The 15,553-nt window shown below is 70.7% G+C and carries 19 protein-coding genes; 8 read left to right on the top strand and 11 right to left on the bottom strand.

Going from position 1 to position 15,553, the window contains the following annotated elements:
- Positions 1–29 precede the first annotated feature (29 nt).
- Together EXW95_RS06165 and EXW95_RS06170 are read left to right on the top strand one after the other, a co-directional pair.
- On the top strand, positions 30–842 hold the full coding sequence (locus tag EXW95_RS06165; RefSeq protein ID WP_174366721.1) for an SDR family NAD(P)-dependent oxidoreductase: 813 nt from the start codon (positions 30–32) through the stop codon (positions 840–842).
- Between the two features lie 179 nt (positions 843–1,021).
- Positions 1,022–1,645, top strand: a complete 624-nt coding sequence (locus tag EXW95_RS06170) for a phospholipase A2 (RefSeq protein WP_174366722.1) — start codon at positions 1,022–1,024, stop codon at positions 1,643–1,645.
- Between the two features lie 58 nt (positions 1,646–1,703).
- On the opposite strand, the gene EXW95_RS06175 is transcribed toward EXW95_RS06170, so the two are convergent.
- Both EXW95_RS06175 and lysA read right to left on the bottom strand, forming a co-directional pair.
- Positions 1,704–2,696, bottom strand: coding sequence for a nuclease-related domain-containing protein (locus EXW95_RS06175; RefSeq protein WP_174366723.1), 993 nt, complete (start codon positions 2,694–2,696; stop codon positions 1,704–1,706).
- Positions 2,697–2,759: 63 nt separating this feature from the next.
- Positions 2,760–3,905 (bottom strand): diaminopimelate decarboxylase, encoded by a 1,146-nt coding sequence (lysA, locus tag EXW95_RS06180; RefSeq protein ID WP_174366724.1) that lies wholly within the window; start codon positions 3,903–3,905, stop codon positions 2,760–2,762.
- Between the two features lie 52 nt (positions 3,906–3,957).
- Here lysA and EXW95_RS06185 point away from each other — a divergent pair, with 52 nt between their 5' ends.
- The 4 genes from EXW95_RS06185 to EXW95_RS06200 all read left to right on the top strand — a co-directional run bounded on the left by EXW95_RS06185 (position 3,958) and on the right by EXW95_RS06200 (position 7,238).
- A complete protein-coding gene (locus tag EXW95_RS06185) occupies positions 3,958–4,713 on the top strand; it encodes a GntR family transcriptional regulator (protein WP_174366725.1) in 756 nt (251 codons plus the stop codon).
- Complete coding sequence (locus EXW95_RS06190) at positions 4,706–5,554, top strand: sterol desaturase family protein (protein WP_174366726.1); 849 nt, start codon at positions 4,706–4,708, stop codon at positions 5,552–5,554. The genes EXW95_RS06185 and EXW95_RS06190 overlap by 8 nt, the downstream gene beginning before the upstream one ends.
- Before the next feature lie 77 nt (positions 5,555–5,631).
- The gene (gene mnmA / locus EXW95_RS06195) at positions 5,632–6,810 is read left to right on the top strand and encodes a tRNA 2-thiouridine(34) synthase MnmA (protein ID WP_174366727.1); all 1,179 of its coding nucleotides are present in this window, start codon (positions 5,632–5,634) and stop codon (positions 6,808–6,810) included.
- An 11-nt stretch (positions 6,811–6,821) separates the two neighbouring features.
- Positions 6,822–7,238, top strand: a complete 417-nt coding sequence (locus EXW95_RS06200) for a DUF5063 domain-containing protein (protein WP_174366728.1) — start codon at positions 6,822–6,824, stop codon at positions 7,236–7,238.
- On the opposite strand, the gene EXW95_RS06205 is transcribed toward EXW95_RS06200, so the two are convergent.
- The 7 genes from EXW95_RS06205 to EXW95_RS06235 all read right to left on the bottom strand — a co-directional run bounded on the left by EXW95_RS06205 (position 7,235) and on the right by EXW95_RS06235 (position 13,098).
- A complete protein-coding gene (locus tag EXW95_RS06205; protein ID WP_174366729.1) occupies positions 7,235–8,398 on the bottom strand; it encodes an alkaline phosphatase family protein in 1,164 nt (387 codons plus the stop codon). The genes EXW95_RS06200 and EXW95_RS06205 overlap by 4 nt on opposite strands.
- Before the next feature lie 70 nt (positions 8,399–8,468).
- Entirely contained in the window at positions 8,469–8,834 is a 366-nt protein-coding gene (locus tag EXW95_RS06210; RefSeq protein ID WP_174366730.1) for a hypothetical protein, read from the bottom strand.
- Between the two features lie 150 nt (positions 8,835–8,984).
- Entirely contained in the window at positions 8,985–9,908 is a 924-nt protein-coding gene (locus EXW95_RS06215; RefSeq protein WP_174366731.1) for a D-isomer specific 2-hydroxyacid dehydrogenase family protein, read from the bottom strand.
- 4 nt (positions 9,909–9,912) lie between these two features.
- On the bottom strand, positions 9,913–10,476 hold the full coding sequence (locus EXW95_RS06220) for a GNAT family N-acetyltransferase (RefSeq protein WP_174366732.1): 564 nt from the start codon (positions 10,474–10,476) through the stop codon (positions 9,913–9,915).
- Positions 10,477–10,481: 5 nt separating this feature from the next.
- On the bottom strand, positions 10,482–11,507 hold the full coding sequence (locus EXW95_RS06225) for a 3'(2'),5'-bisphosphate nucleotidase CysQ (RefSeq protein ID WP_174366733.1): 1,026 nt from the start codon (positions 11,505–11,507) through the stop codon (positions 10,482–10,484).
- A 45-nt stretch (positions 11,508–11,552) separates the two neighbouring features.
- Entirely contained in the window at positions 11,553–12,275 is a 723-nt protein-coding gene (gene nth, locus EXW95_RS06230) for an endonuclease III (protein ID WP_217449169.1), read from the bottom strand.
- A 70-nt stretch (positions 12,276–12,345) separates the two neighbouring features.
- Entirely contained in the window at positions 12,346–13,098 is a 753-nt protein-coding gene (locus EXW95_RS06235; RefSeq protein ID WP_174366734.1) for a serine/threonine-protein kinase, read from the bottom strand.
- A gap of 99 nt (positions 13,099–13,197) precedes the next feature.
- Between EXW95_RS06235 and EXW95_RS06240 the strand changes: the two genes are divergently transcribed.
- Both EXW95_RS06240 and lepB read left to right on the top strand, forming a co-directional pair.
- Positions 13,198–14,001: a patatin-like phospholipase family protein gene (locus EXW95_RS06240; RefSeq protein WP_174366735.1), complete on the top strand. Its 804-nt coding sequence runs from the start codon at positions 13,198–13,200 to the stop codon at positions 13,999–14,001.
- Positions 14,002–14,037: 36 nt separating this feature from the next.
- On the top strand, positions 14,038–14,832 hold the full coding sequence (gene lepB, locus EXW95_RS06245; protein WP_174366736.1) for a signal peptidase I: 795 nt from the start codon (positions 14,038–14,040) through the stop codon (positions 14,830–14,832).
- A 61-nt stretch (positions 14,833–14,893) separates the two neighbouring features.
- Here the strand turns inward: lepB and EXW95_RS06250 are convergent, their stop codons facing one another.
- Positions 14,894–15,220 (bottom strand): DUF503 family protein, encoded by a 327-nt coding sequence (locus tag EXW95_RS06250; protein WP_174366737.1) that lies wholly within the window; start codon positions 15,218–15,220, stop codon positions 14,894–14,896.
- Between the two features lie 2 nt (positions 15,221–15,222).
- Positions 15,223–15,438 carry a heavy-metal-associated domain-containing protein gene (locus EXW95_RS06255; RefSeq protein ID WP_174366738.1) on the bottom strand — a complete coding sequence of 72 codons (216 nt, stop codon included), beginning with the start codon at positions 15,436–15,438 and terminating at the stop codon, positions 15,223–15,225.
- Between the last annotated feature and the right edge of the window lie 115 nt (positions 15,439–15,553).

The raw sequence follows: 15,553 nt of genomic DNA on the forward strand, positions 1-15,553 counted from the left end.
ATCCTCTCCCCTGCCGTACCCTGTGCGTCATGACGACTTTGCAGCGGTTCACGGGGAAGACGGTGCTCATCACGGGGGCGGGGGGTGGGATCGGCGCGGCCCTGGCGCACCGGTATGCGGCCGAGGGGGCGCGGGTCGCGGTGAACGACGTGAACGCGGCGGCGGCACAGGCGGTCGTGGGCGCCCTGACGGCGGCGGGCGCGCAGGCGCTGAGCGTGCCGGGCGACGTGAGCGTGCAGGAGGGCGTGGAGGCGATCTTCGCGGCGACCGAGGCTCATCTCGGGCCGGTGGACGTGCTCGTGAACAACGCGGCGCTCACGAGTGACCAGCGGCACTTCCTGGACGCGGACGAGGCGTGGTGGGACCTGTTCCTGCGCGTGAACCTCAAGAGCGTGTTCCTGTGCAGCCACCGGGCGGCGCGGGGCATGGCGACGCGGCGGCGCGGCGTGATCCTGAACGTGTCGAGCGGCGGCGCGACCCGTTCGCACCGGGGGTTCACGTCGTACGACGCGGCCAAGGGCGGCGTGGAGGCGTTCACGCGGGCGCTGGCGCTGGACATGGCCCCGTACGGCGTGCGCGTGAACGGGATCACGCCGGGGTTCATCAACACGTACGGGCTGGAAGGTGAGGATCTGGCGCAGCGGGAGAAGACCGTGCCGCTGGGCCGCTACGGCACGGCCGAGGACCTGACGGGCGCGGCGGCGTTCCTCGCGTCGGACGACGCGGCGTACGTGACGGGGCAGTTCGTGGTCGTGGACGGTGGGGTGCTGGTGCAGCAGCGCAGCGCGAACGTGGACACCTTCCCCCTCAGCAACTTCCCGGACGTGCCCGCCGAGGGGTGATACGTACTCGGGTTCCGGGCGTGGAGTTGGCAAACCAGTGAAGTTCCGGGTTGTTCACGAAACAAACGGAATCCGTGTGAGCTGAAGGCGGCGGCTCCGGGGCTGGCACCGCCCTGACACGAACCGGTAGAGTGGGAGGCGTCTCACAACCCATCGCCCCCACTCCCGGAGGATTCCCCATGCGCCGATCTGTTGTCGTCTCCCTTGCGCTGCCCGTCGCCCTGGCCGCCTGCTCCCAGCAGGCCGCGCCCAGCGTGAACCCCTACGCCGCCCGCCCCGAGTTGCAGGACGCGGGCAGTCAGGCGATCCTCGCCCGTTACGGCAACGACCCCGGCCTGACCGCCGCGCTGCAGGAAGCGTACGGGGAACGCACCACCGTCCTCTCCTACCCCAGCGTGCCCGCGCTGGGCGCGCAGGATTACGCCAGCGACCGCCTGAACTACATCAAGCGCACCGGGTGGGGCACCGTCAGCAACTACAACGCGCAGTACAGCACGTACGCCGGGACCAGCAGCCCGTACACCGGTCTGGACTGGAGCCGCGACGGCTGCAGCGCCCCCGACGGCCTGGGCCTCGGGTACCGCGAGGACTTCCGCCCCGCGTGTAACGTGCACGACTTCGCGTACCGTAACCTCAAGGTGTACCAGCGGACCGACGCGAACCGCCTGACCAGCGACGACGTGTTCTACACGAACATGAAAGCCATCTGCGCCGCCAAGAGCTGGTACGCCCGCCCCGCCTGCTACAGCGCCGCGTACGCCTACTACCAGGGTGTCCGCATCGGCGGCAGCGACAGCTTCTAAAGCGGGGACGCAGAACACGGGAGGCGGGGTCTGACTGCGCCCCGCCTCCTATTCGTGTTCAGGCGGGGTTTGTCCAGTAAGCCCAGGTGTGCCCGCCCGCGCAGGTCGCGGTGAACTCCAGGCCGCGCTTGCTGACCTTCCCCGGCTGCCCGCACGCCGCGCACACCGGCTTGGCGGGCGTGTTCCCACCGCAATCGCCACACTTCAGGTAGTACCCGTACTTGCCGAACTGCACGGTCACGTTCGCCGAGGCGCAGGCGCGGCACGCCACGTCCGGGCGGGGCCGCGCCTGCGCCTGCCGCTCCTGCGACGTGCGGACCGGTGCGGCGCTGGGGCGTTCGGGGCGTGCGGGCTCCGCCGGGGGCGCACTGACGGGCGCGGCTCTGGTCTGGGCCGGTTCCGGTGCGGCAGGCGCCTCCTGGGCAGGTGCTGGAACGTGACGGTTCCGCAGGAACGCCTGGATGCGGGTCATCTCGGCGTCGGTGAAGCCGAACGAGCCGAAGGTCTTCTCCTGCTCGGCCCCGATGATGGCCTTCACGCGGTCGGGCACCTGATCGGCCTTCACGAGTTCCGGCACGTCCGCCTTGCGGGTGATGCGCCCACCGTCCGAGATGGCGACCAGCACGTCACGCCGCACGCCGCTCAGGGTGCGCTGCTTGAGGCCCAGCATGGAGCGGTCCATCAGCTCGGTGGTGTGGTCGTCCAGCAGGGCCAGCAGCAGGTCCAGCTGCCGCCGCGCCTGGAGGACGGGTGACGGCATGCCGCGTCCCTGGCGGTTCCACCAGCGGGTCCACTCGCCGTGCTCGTTCACGCTGACCTGTCCGGCCACGCTCTTGCTCTCGACGATCAGCAGGCCGAACCGGTGCAGGATCAGGTGGTCGAGCTGCGCGACCTCGCCGCGCCGTTCCAGGCGGAGGTTGTGGAACACGAACTTGCGGGGGTCCTCCGCGAAGGCGCGTTTGAGGTAGTGGGCCATCTGCCGTTCCGCGTCATACCCGGCGCGACGCAGCGGGTCGGCATGCTGCTGGGGTTCGAGGTCCTTGACGATCACCCGGTCACGCTAGCGCGTCCCGCCCGCCGGAGGAGGCGAAATCGCCCACGGGGACGCGAATTTTTACACATTCTCTTCTGCGCGCCAGATGTCCTGCGGGGTTTCACGCTGGCGGATGACGGTCCAGGTGCCCGCGTCGTGCAGGACCTCGGCGGGGCGGGCACGGGTGAGGTAATTGCTGCTCATGGCCGCGCCGTACGCGCCGGCCTCGTGGATGGCGAGGAGGTCGCCGGGGTACGGGTCGGGCAGCGTGAGGTCCCGTGCGAGGAGGTCGCCGCTCTCGCAGGCGGGTCCGGCGAGGTCCCAGGTGCCGCTCTCCCCTCGGTCCCAGAGGGGCGTGACGGGGTGTTGCGCGCCGTACAGCATGGGGCGCAGGAGTTCGGTCATGCCCGCGTCCACCAGGACGAAGTTCCGGCCGGTGCGTTTGGTGCCGACCACGCGGGTGAGGAGGGTGCCTGCCTGCGCGACGAGGTACCGGCCGGGTTCCACCCAGAGTTGCGCGCCGAAGGTGGCGGCGGCGGCGCGGGCCTCGCGGGCGATGCCGTGCAGGTCCGCGCCCAGGCCCCAGCCGCCCCCGGCGTCGAGGACGTCCAGCGGGCCGGTGTGGGCGCGCAGGTCGCCCAGGCGGTGGAAAGCGGCGGTGAAGTCGTGCGCGTCGCGGATGGCGCTGCCGATGTGCACGTGCAGGCCCAGCGCGGTGTGCCCGGCGGCGCGCAGGGCGTCCAGCACGCGCGGAGCCTGGTCCAGCGTGACGCCGAACTTGCTGCCCGCAGCGCCGGTGGCGAGGTGGTCGTGCGTGCTGACGTTCAGGGCGGGGTTCACGCGGATCAGGGCGCGGGAGGCGGGCGGGAGCAGGCGGACCTCCTCCTCGCGGTCGAGGATGAAGGTAGCGCCGAGTTCTGCGCCGGTCGCGTACTCGCCGGGGGTCTTGGCGGGGCCGTTCACGAGGATGCGGTCGCCCGTCGCGCCGATGTGGGCGGCGCGGGCGAGTTCCCCGGCGCTGACGCACTCGAAGCCGACGCCCTGGGCGTGCAGGCGGCGCAGCAGGGTCAGGTTGGGGTTGGCTTTCATGGCGTAGTACACGCGGGCGTCCCCGAACGCGGCGCGGACGCGGGCCAGCGCGGCGTCGAGTTCGATGGCGTCGTAGACGTACAGGGGCGTGCCGTACGTGTGCGCGGCGGTCTGGAGGTGCTCGGGCGTGAGGCTCATGCCGGGGAGTGTACCGGGCGGGGCGGGCCTGACAGGTGGGAGGGGTTGACGGGTGGGTGGTGGTCAGCCCAAACTGGTCAGACCACTGACCACTGAGCCCTACCGAGGAGGTTCGCATGTCCGCCCCCACCCTACCCCGCTGCGGCCCGCGCTGCACGCCGAGGACACCCTGCTCGCCCGGCTGCTGGACGGCACGTACCCGCCGGGCAGCACCCTGCCCGCCGAACGCGAACTGGCCGCCAGCCTGGGCGTCACGCGGCCCACCCTGCGCGAGGCCCTGCAACGCCTGGGCCGCGACGGCCTGCTGGAGATCCGCCAGGGCAAACCCACCCGCGTCCTGCACCCGCACGAGGGCGGCCTGCGCGTCCTCGCGCACCTGTCCCGCCACGGGGACCTGCGCGGCCTCGTCCCGGACCTGCTCGACCTGCGCGCCGCGCTCCTCCCCCACTGGGTCGCGCAGACCGCCGCCCACGACCCGCGTGCACTGCGCGAGCACCTCGCCACGCCGCCCGCCGAGTCGGACGACCCGGACCTGCCGCGGACGTTCGCCGCGTTCGACTGGGCGTTCCAGACGCTCGCCGCGCACGGCAGCGGGAACGCGCTGGCCCCGCTGCTGCTGGGCGCGTTCGCCGAGGTGTACGCCCGCGCCGGGGCGATCTACTTCAGCGACCCGCAGCGCCGCGAGCGCTCCCGCGAGCACTACCGCGCGCTGCACGCCGCGCTGCCCCTGGGACCTGCCGCCGCAGAGCAGGTGGCGCGCAGCACCAGCCTCGACAGCCTGCAGCTGTGGGAGGCGCGCCGTGTTTGACCTGATCCGCGCCGCGATTCCCGTCTTCATCCTGTCCCTGCTGATCGAGTGGGCCGCGTACCGCTACCTCAGCCACGACCACGACCACGACGGGCCGCACGAGCACTACGGGTACGAGACGCGCGACACGGTCACCAGCCTGAGCATGGGCGTCGGGAACGTCCTGATCAACCTGCTGTGGAAGGGCGTCGTCGTGACGTTCTACGCCGCGCTGTACAGCCTCACGCCGCTGCGCCTGCCCGAAAACGCGTGGTGGGTGTGGGCGCTGCTGTTCTTCGCGGACGACTACGCGTACTACTGGTACCACCGCGTCAGCCACGAGGTCCGGCTGTTCTGGGCCAGTCACGTCGTGCATCACTCCAGCCAGCACTACAACCTGTCCACCGCGCTGCGGCAGACCTGGGTGCCCATGACCGCCCTGCCCTTCTGGCTGATCCTGCCCCTGCTGGGCTTCGCGCCGTGGATGGTGCTGCTCGCGCAGGCGTGGAACCTCCTGTACCAGTTCTTCGTTCACACCGAACGGGTGGGCCGCCTGCCCGCCCCCATCGAGTACGTGCTGAACACGCCCAGCCACCACCGCGCGCACCACGGCAGCAACGACGTGTACCTCGACCGCAACTACGGCGGCATCCTGATCGTCTGGGACCGCCTGCACCGCACCTTCCAGCCCGAGACGGAACCCGTCCGCTACGGCCTCGTGCACAACATCCACACGCACCGGCCCGTGCAGGTCGCCTTCCACGAATTCGCCGCGCTGTGGCACGACGTCCGCCACGCCCGCAGCTGGCGCGACCGCTTGCACTACCTGACCCGCCCGCCCGGCTGGCAACCCGAGCGGTAACCCTCCCGGCAGCCCCACCTCAATTGCCGCGCGCGTCACCGCCGCCTTTGGGGGCGTCTGGTAAGCTGCGCGGCTGTATGAGTGCCCCCTCCCCTGCCTCCGCGACCGTCCCCGCCCCTGCCGCCGCTGCGGGGGAACGGGTGCTGTGCGCCATGTCCGGCGGCGTGGATTCGTCAGTCACGGCGGCGCTGCTGAAGGACCAGGGGTACCAGGTGGTCGGCGCGATGATGCGCTTCTGGCCGGACGACAAGCGCACCGACACCTTCGACTCATGCTGCTCGCCGGACGCGGCGTACGAGGCGCGGCGCGTGGCCGAGCAGGTGGGCGTGCCGTTCTACCTGCTGGACTACCGCGAGCAGTTCCAGCGGCACATCGTCGGGCCGTTCATTGACGAGTACAGCAAGGGCCGCACGCCGAACCCCTGCGTGAACTGCAACACCAAGGTGAAGTTCGACGAACTGGTGAAGAAGGCGAAGATGCTCGGCTGCCGTTACGTCGCCACCGGGCACTACGTGAAACGCGTGGAGAACGCGCGGGGCGAGGTGGAATTCCATCGGGGCGACGATCCGCGCAAGGACCAGACGTACTTCCTGTGGGGCACGCCGCGCGACGCGCTGCCGTACATCCTCTTCCCCGTGGGCGAACTGGAGAAACCCCGCGTGCGTGAGATCGCCGCGGAGCGCGGCCTGCTGACCGCGCAGAAACCCGAGAGTCAGAACATCTGCTTCGTGCCGGGCAAGGTGCAGGACTTCGTGGCCGAGCACATTCCGCAGGCGCAGGGCTTCATCCGCGAGATCAGCAGCGGCGAGGTCGTGGGTGAGCACCTGGGCACGCAGTTCTACACGCTGGGCCAGAAGAAGGGCCTGGGCCTGTACCAGTCACACCGGGTGCGGCACGTCGTGCACCTGGCACCTGACACGAACACCGTCTGGGTGGGCGATTACGACGACTGCCTGTGGACCGGCCTGAAGGCGCAGAGCGCCAACTACCTGATCGACCTGACCGAACTGCCGGGGGAACTGGAGGTGCAGGTCCGTTACCGCACCGCGCCCGTGAAGGCCCGCGTGATCCGCGCCGACGAGAGCGGCTTCGAACTGGCCTTCCAGGACCCGCAGTTTGCGGTCGCGCCCGGTCAGAGCGCCGTGCTGTACGCCGGACCGCGCCTGCTGGGCGGCGGCCTGATCGAGGACCACGTCCCCACCCTGCCCGAACCGAAAGCCCCGCCGAAGAAACGCCCGGCGGTCCTGCTGTCCTGATGCTGGCGCATGTGCGCCGAGTTCACGCGGCCCTGCTGGAACGAGAGGGCCTCTCGCCCGGCGCGCTGGCCGACCTGCTGGAAGGGTTAAGGCAGGCGGTTGAGGCGCTTCCCGTTGGCGTACCCGCTCTCAAGACACCCCCGCGCGTGGCGCACCGTGACCTGCGCGCCCGCATTGCCCGGGCATGGCCGGAACCCGGCTTCTACGACCCGGCCACCGGCCGCGCCCTGGGCCGCTGCGACCTCCCCGACGAGATCGGCGACGCGCTGGACGACCTGACGGACCTCGCCCTCGACCTGGGCACGGCTCTCGCGCTGGCCGACACGGACGGGGCCGCCGCCGCGCTGGCCTGGCTGCGCTGGAGTCACGACTCTCACTGGGGCGACCACGTGCAGGACGTCACCCCTCACCTGCGCTGGCTGGGCTAGACCCGCACACTCAGCACGGGCACCAGCATCTCCTGGGCGGTCCAGCCGCCGTGCAGGCCGAGCATGGGGGCGGGGCTGGTGGGGCGGCGGATGGCGTGCCTGGGGTGCGGCACGGCGATCAGGTCGCCCACGCGCGGGCGCAGGCGGGGGTTGGCGTGGGCGGGTGGGCCGAACAGGCCGCCGGTCCAGGCGTCGTCGGCGGTCAGGAGGGTGGCGTGCGGGGCGAGCAGCGCCTCCAGTTCGGCGTGGTGCCCGGTCTGGGGGCGCAGGTACGCGGCGCGTTCCTCTCCGGCGACGGGGCCGCGCAGGGCGGTTTTCATGACCTTCTTCGTGATGGCGTCCACGTAGCCGTCCGGGGGCTGGGGGCTCTGGCCGTGGTCGGCGGTCACGACTACCAGCGTGTCGCCGGTCCTGGGCAGCGCGACCAGCAGGTCCGCGACGATGCGGTCGGTGCGGCGCAGTTCGGCGTGTGCCTCCGGGCTGTCGGGGCCGGAGCCGTGGCATATCAGGTCGTACTCGGGGAAGTACACCAGCGTGTACGACGGCTGCCCCGGCTGGAGGGTCGCGGCGGTCAGGGCGGGCGTTTCCTCGGGCTGCGCGTAGGGGTGGTATTCCGCGCCGTCGCAGGCCCAGCGGGTCAGCACGCTGTGCTGGTACGCGGCGGGCATGACGACATGCGCGGCCACACCCCGGTCACGCAACTGGCGGTACAGGGACGGCACGGCGGCCAGGAACCCCGCGTCCGCCAGGGGCGTGTGGGTGTACACGTCGTACAGGCGGATGAGGTTCACGACCGCCTGCGCCTCCTCCAGCCAGACGGTCAGGCCCAGGTAGCCGTGCTCGGCGGGCGCGCGGGCGGTGTGCAGGGTCGTCAGGGCGGCCATGGTGGTGCTGGGGAACACGCTGGTGACCGCCCCCGGTGCGGGCGTCAGGGATGCCAGCGTGGGCGCGTCCCCGCGCGTGACGGCGTCCCGCAGTTGCCCGGCGCCCAGGGCGTCTACGACGATCAGGACGACGTGCCGCGCGCCGTCCAGCGGCAGCGGGTGGCGGTAGGGGGCGTGGTGGCTGGGCACGCCGAGATGCGCCCCGAGGGTCGCGGCGAGGTTCAGGATGCTGCCGCCCGCGTAGTCGGGCCGGACCGCGTGCGGGGGCAGGTGCATGGGTGAAGATAGAGCATTTTCTGTCAAGAATTGTGGATTCCTAAGGTGCACCATTGAACTATTTCAAGCATCAGCAATCATTTTGATCGACATCATCTGACACCGTCAGATAATTCCATTTGTCGAAAATGCGCTCAGCGTTTCGCGGGGAAACATGCACATATCGGTACCACAGAGCCCATCTGTCATGAGGATAAGCGAGCAGGGTGTCAAATACCGCACCGACCAACCAGATTTGCTCGTCATCGAGTTCCGACCAATGACTCTCGCCCCACAGATGACAAAGTTTTTGTATGTCCCGAATGCCATATCCCAGCAACGTATGCATCAGATCATTGGAGACAAATCGACCAGAAGCGAAGGCACGAAGAACTTCACCGATAACCTGCTGTTCCGGAATGGTAAGGTCAACTTTCGCCATAGTGATCCGCGTCACGCGAGAAGATAGGTGTCAGGACATCGTCCTGAAAGACGCTGGCGAGGCTTTGCCTTCCGCTCATCACTTGGGTCTGAACCAGTCCCATATGCACAGCGACCAGCATCCGTTTATCTCCTGCCTCAGTGCTCATAGCTCAGAGCTCTCGCCTCAGTACGTGCGTCCGGCGGTGACGCGGCCGTCGGGTTCGTGGCCCTGTTGCAGGTCGATCAGGAAGTCGCGGGTGAGGTGCGCGCCGCGCGTGACGAGGTCGGTGGTGGTGCTGGCGATGTGCGGCGTGAGGATCACGTTCGGCTGGTCCCACAGCGGGTGCTCCTCGGGGAGGGGTTCGGGGTCGGTGACGTCGAGGATCGCGCCGCCCAACTGTCCGCTGTTCAGGGCGGTCAGGAGGTCGTCGGTGACGACGAGGTTCCCGCGGCCGACGTTCACGAGCCACGCGCCGCGTTTCAGGTGGCGCAGGGTGGCGGCGTTCACGATGCCGCGCGTGTCCGGGGTGCTGGGCAGCAGCAGCACGACCCAGTCCGCCTGGGCGAGCAGCTCGTCGCGTTCGTCCGTGGGGGTGGTGCTGCGGATGCCGTGCACGTGCGCGCCGTGCGGGGCGAGGAGTTCTTCGAGGTTCCGGCCGATGTGCCCGTGGCCCCACAGGACGACGTGTGCGCCGTCCAGGGTGGTCAGGGCGGAGTCGCCGGGCAGGGTGGGGGCGTCCCAGTGGTGTCGGTGCTGCGCGTCGCGGAAGCGGTGCAGGCCGCGTGACGCGGCGAGCATGCCGCTCAGGGCGTGCACGGCGACGGCGCGGTCGTGCAGGCGGCTGGCGTTGAACAGGGCCGCGCCGGGCGGCAGGTGCGCCTGCACGTGTTCGATGCCGGCGGTCAGGGTGAGCACCCATTTCACGCCGGGCGTGGCGAGGAGTGCGGTGCGGGTGGCGGCGTCGGTGAGCCACAGGACGACGCCGTCGGCCTCGCCATCGGGGAGGTGGCCGCGGCGATAGTGGTCGAAGGTCACGCCGGGCACGCCGTGTTCGTCGTGCTGGCTGAGGGCGCGGAATTCGGGCAGGTCGGGCAGCAGGACGCGCATGGGTCTATTCTGACCCGCCGGGCGGGTGCGCGGCCAGCCATTCGGGGCGGGTGAGTTCCATGTGGACGTCGGTGCGGCCCTCGCGTTCGGTGCGGTGCACCTCGCGGAACCCGCAGGCGAGGAAGGCGCGTTGTGCGCGGCGGTTGTGGCCGAAGGTGGTCAGCCGGATGCGGTTCAGGGTCGGGTCGCGGCGCGTGAACGCCCACTGCAGGAGCGCCTGCACGGCCTCGCGTCCGTAGCCCTGGCCCCACAGATCCGGCAGGCCGATCATGACGCCCAGCGTGCCTGTCGTGGGCGTGAGGGGCGGGGAGGGCCGCAGGTCGTACAGTTCGGCGCTGCCGATCAGGGTGCCGTGCTCGTCGAGGATGCCGAAGCCGTGGCGTTCGCCGGTGCGTTCCTCGTCCTGCATGATGCGGCGGAACAGGAAGCCGGGCAGGCGGATGGGTTTGGCGTCGTTCCAGTCGGCCAGTTCCCGGTCGCGGAAGAAGCCGTGCAGGACGCGCCACTCGTGCGGCGTGAAGTCCAGCAGGGGTTTCAGGGTCACGCGGGGCGTGAGTGGACTTTGCATACCGCTCAGCTCTGGGAGGTGCCCAGCGCGCGGGTCACGTCCCGCGTCAGGCGGTCGAGGTGGAAGGCGTTGCCCTCGGCCCGTTCGACCTGCCGGGTGCCGGGGTTCACGACGAGCAGGGCCAGCACCTCGCCGCTCGCGTGGCGGACGTTCACGCCAGGGTGGCCGTCCAGCGCGGCGCGGTCGGCCTCGGGCAGCAGCGTCCAGGCGGGGTCGGCCTTGGTCAGGCCCAGGTGCGCGACGGGCAGGCGGTGCCCGCTCAGCTGCCCTTCCAGCCAGTCCAGCGCGGCGGGCGTGCCGCCGATCAATCCCTGTTCGATGTGCGGGCGCGGCTGGTTGTAGCGGACGGGGCGGCCGTCGCGGCGGCGCAGGTCTCCCCCGGCGGCGCGCAGCAGGGCGTGCCCGGCGGCGATGTCCCACTCGCTGCGGGGGGACATGGTGAAGGTCGCGTCGACCTGACCGGCCGCAATCCGCGCGAGCTTCAGGGCGATGCTGCCACTGGGTTTCATGCCGGGCAGCGAGGTGCGGTGCAGTTCCCGCCCGTGCTCGGTGTCGGACACGGCCACGCGCCAGTCCGGCCCACTGGCGGGAGCAGGCACCGGCTGGCCGTTCAGGGTGACAACCTGCCCCACCACGCCGCTGAACAGCTCGTCGGTCTCCGGGGCGTACACGACACCCAGGACCGGCTCGTCGCCCACCGCGAGGCCGATGCTCACGCAGTAGTCCGGCAGGCCCGTCGAGTACTCCTTCGTGCCGTCGATGGGGTCCACGATCCACACCCGGTCGTGGCCCAGGCGGGCGCGGTCGTCGGTCTCCTCCTCGGACAGCAGGCCGTCCGACGGGAACGCGGCGGCCAGGGCGGTCATGATCAGCGTGGACGCCTCGCGGTCGGCGACGGTCACGGGGTCGTCGGCACTCGTCTTGTGTTCCACGGTGAAACCGGCGCGCAGGTGCGCCAGCAGCAGCGCCCCGGCCTCGCGCGCCAGCGCGGCCGCGACCGTGAGTTCATGCGAGAGGGTGGGAGCGGTCATGCCCCCGAGCATAGCCCGCGCCTCCCCATCACGTTCCGGCCGCGTTCAGCCCGGTCCGAGCAGCGCAGCCGAGGGGCACAGGTCGGCCAGCACGCACGCGCGGCAGCGGGGGTGGCGGCTGAGGCAAACCTCGCGCCCGTGCCGGACGCCCGCGACGTGCAGGCGAAGGCGGTCCGGGGTGGTGCGGGGCACGGTCGCGTCGAACCAGCGTTCGACCCGCGCGCCTGTCCAGGTGTCCGGGACCCATTCCAGCCGCCGGGCCAGTCGGTCCAGGTTCCCCTCGACGGGCATGGCGGGGCGGTGCAGGTCGAACAGGAGGATCAGTGAGGCGGTGTGGCGGCCCACGCCGGGCAGGGCTTCCAGGGTCGCGCGGGCCGCCTCGTCGGTCAGGTCGCTCAGGTGCTGCAGGGTCAGGGGGCCGTCCTCGTCGGGTCCGGCCAGGGTGGTCAGGATGCCGTGGATGCTGGCGGCCTTGCTGCGGTGCAGGCCGCCGCCCGCGCCGCGCAGGGTGTCCTCGATCCCGTCCGGGCCGTCGAGCAGGGCGGCCTCCCACCGCGGGTACGCCTCGCGCAGCGCACGGTATTGCCGGTCGGCAGCGGCGCGGGTGTTCTGCTGGCCCAGGATGGTGCGGATCAGGCTGCTCAGCAGGTCCGCCGGGCGGGTGCGGGGGAAGGGCAGTTCCCCGTCCGGGAGGTGCTGCGCGGCCAGCCGCCGGGTCACTTCCGGCAGGGTGGCGGGCACCTGAAAGTCGGGGGGAGGGTGGGGCATCCCGGCAGGCTAACGGGCGCGGCGGGCGGGAACCGTGCCTGGGGGCGCGATCCCGGCGGGTCCGGCGTGGTCAGTACGGCAGTCCGGCCAGTCGCAGCAGTTCCGCTCGGACCTGCGCGGCGTCGTGCGGGCGGTCCGTGCGCCCCTGGCGGGTCAGGCTCAGGTACAGGGGTTGCAGGGGGTCGAGGGTGTGCGGGTGGGGGTCGTCCGGGTCGGGCAGCGAGCCGTGGATGCCCCAGCCGAGCAGAACGCCGACGCCGTACAGGTCGCTCTCGGGTCCCAGGGGTTCGCCGCGCGCCGCCTCGGGGCTCTGGAAGGCGGCGGTGCCCATGCGGGTGGGGGAATCGAAGGTTTCCAGGGTGGGGCCGGACAGGTCGAAATCCACGAGTTTCGCGCTGCCGTCGTCCTCGACGATGATGTTCTCCGGTTTGATGTCGCGGTGGACCAGTCCGCGTTCGTGCATGTATCCCAGGGCGTCCAGGAGGTGCACCAGGGTCAGGAGGTACGCGCGGCGTTCCTGCTGCAGGGCGGGCCGCTGGGCGTAGCGGCGGAACAGCACCTCGCCGCGGGCCAGGGTGCTGACCAGGGCCGGCTGGTCGTCCACGACGGTGCGTTCCATGACGCGCACCAGGCGGGGGTGGTGCAGGTCGTGGGCGTGGTCGTACTCGCGTTCGGCGTACCCGCCGAGGTGCGCGGGGAAGATCTTCACGGCGCAGGGCTGCCCGTCGCGGGCCACGGCGAAGTACACCAGGCTGTGCGAACCGCGACCGACCGGGCGGACCAGTCGGACGCCGTTTCCCACCACCTGTCCTGCGATCGGCATCCCCCACAAGCTACCCCAACGGTCACTGCTGCGGGTAACACGGCGGCGTACCCCCGGCAACTGTACCGGGTTCAAAAGAGTCGTACAGTGGCGTCTGAGATGAACTACGGACTGGTGCTTGGCGGTGGGGGCGCACGCGGGCTGGCGCACATCGGCGTGTGGCGCGTGCTGGAGGAACACGGGTTGACGCCCGGCGTGCTGGCCGGGACGAGCATGGGTGGACTGGTGGGCGCGTTCATCGCGGCCGGGTACAGCGCAGACGAGATGGAGCGCCTGTCGCGCGGCGTGTCGTGGCGGCGCCTGCTGGACCTGCGGCCCGGTCCCGGGCTGGTCCGCTCGGGCGTGGTGAGTGCGTGGCTGGCCGATCACCTGCCCGCCACGTTCGAGGAGTTGCGCGTGCCGCTGGCGGTGACGGCCACGGACCTGCGCTCGGGCCGCGCCGTGTACCTGCAGCGCGGGAACCTGCACGACGCGCTACGGGCGACCAGTGCGTATCCGGGCGCGGTCGAGCCGGTCGCGCTGGACGGGATGCTGCTCTCGGACGGCGGGATCCTGAATCAGGTGCCGGTGGACGCCGCGCGGTTCCTGGGGGCGCGGCGGGTGCTGGCGGTGGACGTCACCGCGCCGGACGTGCTGGACCGGACCGAGCGTCGCGGGGGCCTGTGGCGGCGGGAATCGGCGGGCGCGCCGCTGGGGACCGTGCAGACGCTGCGGCGCGCGGTGGAGATCATGCAGGCGCAACTGACCGACGCCCGCGTGGGCCTGTACCGACCGGACGTGCTGCTGCGGCCCACGCTGCGGGACGTGGACCTGTTGAACTTCAACCGGGCGGACGTGGCGGTGCAGGCAGGTGTGGAGGCCGCGCAGACGCAACTGCCGCGCCTGTTGACCCTGCGGGACTGACCGGGGCGTGGTCCCATCCGGTATTCTGCGCGGTGCATGACAGTCCCCCAGACGCCCGCCCCGACCAAGCCCCCGCAGACCGCGCTGCAGAAACTCTGGAAGGAAATCCTGGAGCCCATCGTGTTCGCGGTGGTGATCACGCAGTTCGTGGCGACGCTGGTCGGCGTGGACGGCGTGAGCATGATGCCGAACCTCCGCAATGGCGAGCGGGTGTTCGTGCCGAAGTACGAGACGTGGCTGCACAAGGCGGGCGTCGGGGAGTTCAAGCGTGGGGACATCCTGATCTTCAAGCCGCCCCGCGAGGCCAGCGCGAAGATCGGCAACCTGAACAAGAGTGCGTTCGGGCTGTACTCGTACCGGCCGTTCCTGATCAAGCGGCTGATCGGCCTGCCGGGCGACCGGGTCAGCATCACGGCGGGCGAGGTCAGCGTGAACGGGCAGAAGCTGGATTCGACCTGGACGACCGCCTACTGGCAGGAGCAGGGCTGCTGGGACACGCAGAGCTCGGTGGCGAACAACATCACGTCCGCGTCCATCGACGGGTATGCCGTGAACGTCGTGCCGGACCGGCAGGAGTTCACGGTGCCCCAGGGGCAGTACTTCGTGATGGGTGACAACCGCACGTCGGGCGGCAGCGAGGACTCGCGCATCATGGGCGGTATCGCGCGGCGGGACGTGGCGGGGCGCGCGGCAGCGGTGGTGTGGCCGATCATGCGCAAGGCGAACGTGAAGTACGACTGCACCGGCAGGGAAAAACCGGAATTCAGCGGCGCGAGCGAACTGAACTGGCGCCTGCTGACGCCGCCTGCGGGCTTCGATCAGCTGAAGTGATCAGACAGGGGGCGGGCCGGAAGGGGAGCAAATCCCCCTCCGGCCCGCCTGCTGTTCTGGGTTACTCGTCCTCGTGGTCGTCGTCGTCCGGGCCCAGCGGGGTGATCTCGATCTGCTCGCTGGTCACGCGGTACGGGCCTTCCTTGGCGACGTAGTCGGCGGCCATGCGCAGGGTCTCCTCGACCCAGCCGTAGTCGTTGCTGAGGGTCGCCACGCCGATGACCTCCCAGTCGTGGGCGTCCAGGCCGTCCAGGCGGGCGACGGTCAGGGGGAAGCGGGCCTTGAGGCGTTCGACGACCGGGCGGACCAGGGCGCGTTTCTCCTTCAGGCTGGCGACCCAGGGCATCTCGACGCGGATGGTCAGGACGCCCACATACCCCAGGGCCACGCTCAGATCATGCCGGCCAGGAAACCCTGTCGGCGGATGGCGCGGACGATGTCCATGACGGTCAGCTGCGAGGGGTCATAGTGGACTTCCAGCTGGCCCTCGTCGGGGGTGGCTCTCACGATGCCGGGCATGGCGCTCAGGGCCTGGGCGACGGTGGTTCCGGCGTCGCGGCTCATGCCGCGCACGCCCAGCAGCACGCGGGTGGCGGTGTTGGTCATGCCGTCATTATGCGCTCCGGGCGGGTGGGGTGCCCAGTCATCCAGTCAGCACGCTCATGTGGGCCGCAGGGTCATGCAGGTCAGGACGGTCACGCGGTGGGGACAGGGAGCCCCG

It is taken from the genome of Deinococcus sp. JMULE3, assembly GCF_013337115.1.
In the GTDB taxonomy this organism is placed as follows: domain Bacteria; phylum Deinococcota; class Deinococci; order Deinococcales; family Deinococcaceae; genus Deinococcus.

Excerpts from the sequence above, each read along its gene's own strand:
- EXW95_RS06165 (WP_174366721.1), top strand. The coding sequence starts at position 30 with ATGACGACTTTGCAGCGGTTCACGGGGAAGACGGTGCTCATCACGGGG.
- EXW95_RS06170 (WP_174366722.1), top strand. The coding sequence starts at position 1,022 with ATGCGCCGATCTGTTGTCGTCTCCCTTGCGCTGCCCGTCGCCCTGGCC.
- lysA (WP_174366724.1), bottom strand. The coding sequence starts at position 3,905 with ATGAGCCTCACGCCCGAGCACCTCCAGACCGCCGCGCACACGTACGGC.
- mnmA (WP_174366727.1), top strand. The coding sequence starts at position 5,632 with ATGAGTGCCCCCTCCCCTGCCTCCGCGACCGTCCCCGCCCCTGCCGCC.
- EXW95_RS06205 (WP_174366729.1), bottom strand. The coding sequence starts at position 8,398 with ATGCACCTGCCCCCGCACGCGGTCCGGCCCGACTACGCGGGCGGCAGC.
- EXW95_RS06215 (WP_174366731.1), bottom strand. The coding sequence starts at position 9,908 with ATGCGCGTCCTGCTGCCCGACCTGCCCGAATTCCGCGCCCTCAGCCAG.
- EXW95_RS06220 (WP_174366732.1), bottom strand. The coding sequence starts at position 10,476 with ATGCAAAGTCCACTCACGCCCCGCGTGACCCTGAAACCCCTGCTGGAC.
- EXW95_RS06225 (WP_174366733.1), bottom strand. The coding sequence starts at position 11,507 with ATGACCGCTCCCACCCTCTCGCATGAACTCACGGTCGCGGCCGCGCTG.
- nth (WP_217449169.1), bottom strand. The coding sequence starts at position 12,275 with ATGCCCCACCCTCCCCCCGACTTTCAGGTGCCCGCCACCCTGCCGGAA.
- EXW95_RS06235 (WP_174366734.1), bottom strand. The coding sequence starts at position 13,098 with ATGCCGATCGCAGGACAGGTGGTGGGAAACGGCGTCCGACTGGTCCGC.
- EXW95_RS06240 (WP_174366735.1), top strand. The coding sequence starts at position 13,198 with ATGAACTACGGACTGGTGCTTGGCGGTGGGGGCGCACGCGGGCTGGCG.
- lepB (WP_174366736.1), top strand. The coding sequence starts at position 14,038 with ATGACAGTCCCCCAGACGCCCGCCCCGACCAAGCCCCCGCAGACCGCG.
- EXW95_RS06255 (WP_174366738.1), bottom strand. The coding sequence starts at position 15,438 with ATGACCAACACCGCCACCCGCGTGCTGCTGGGCGTGCGCGGCATGAGC.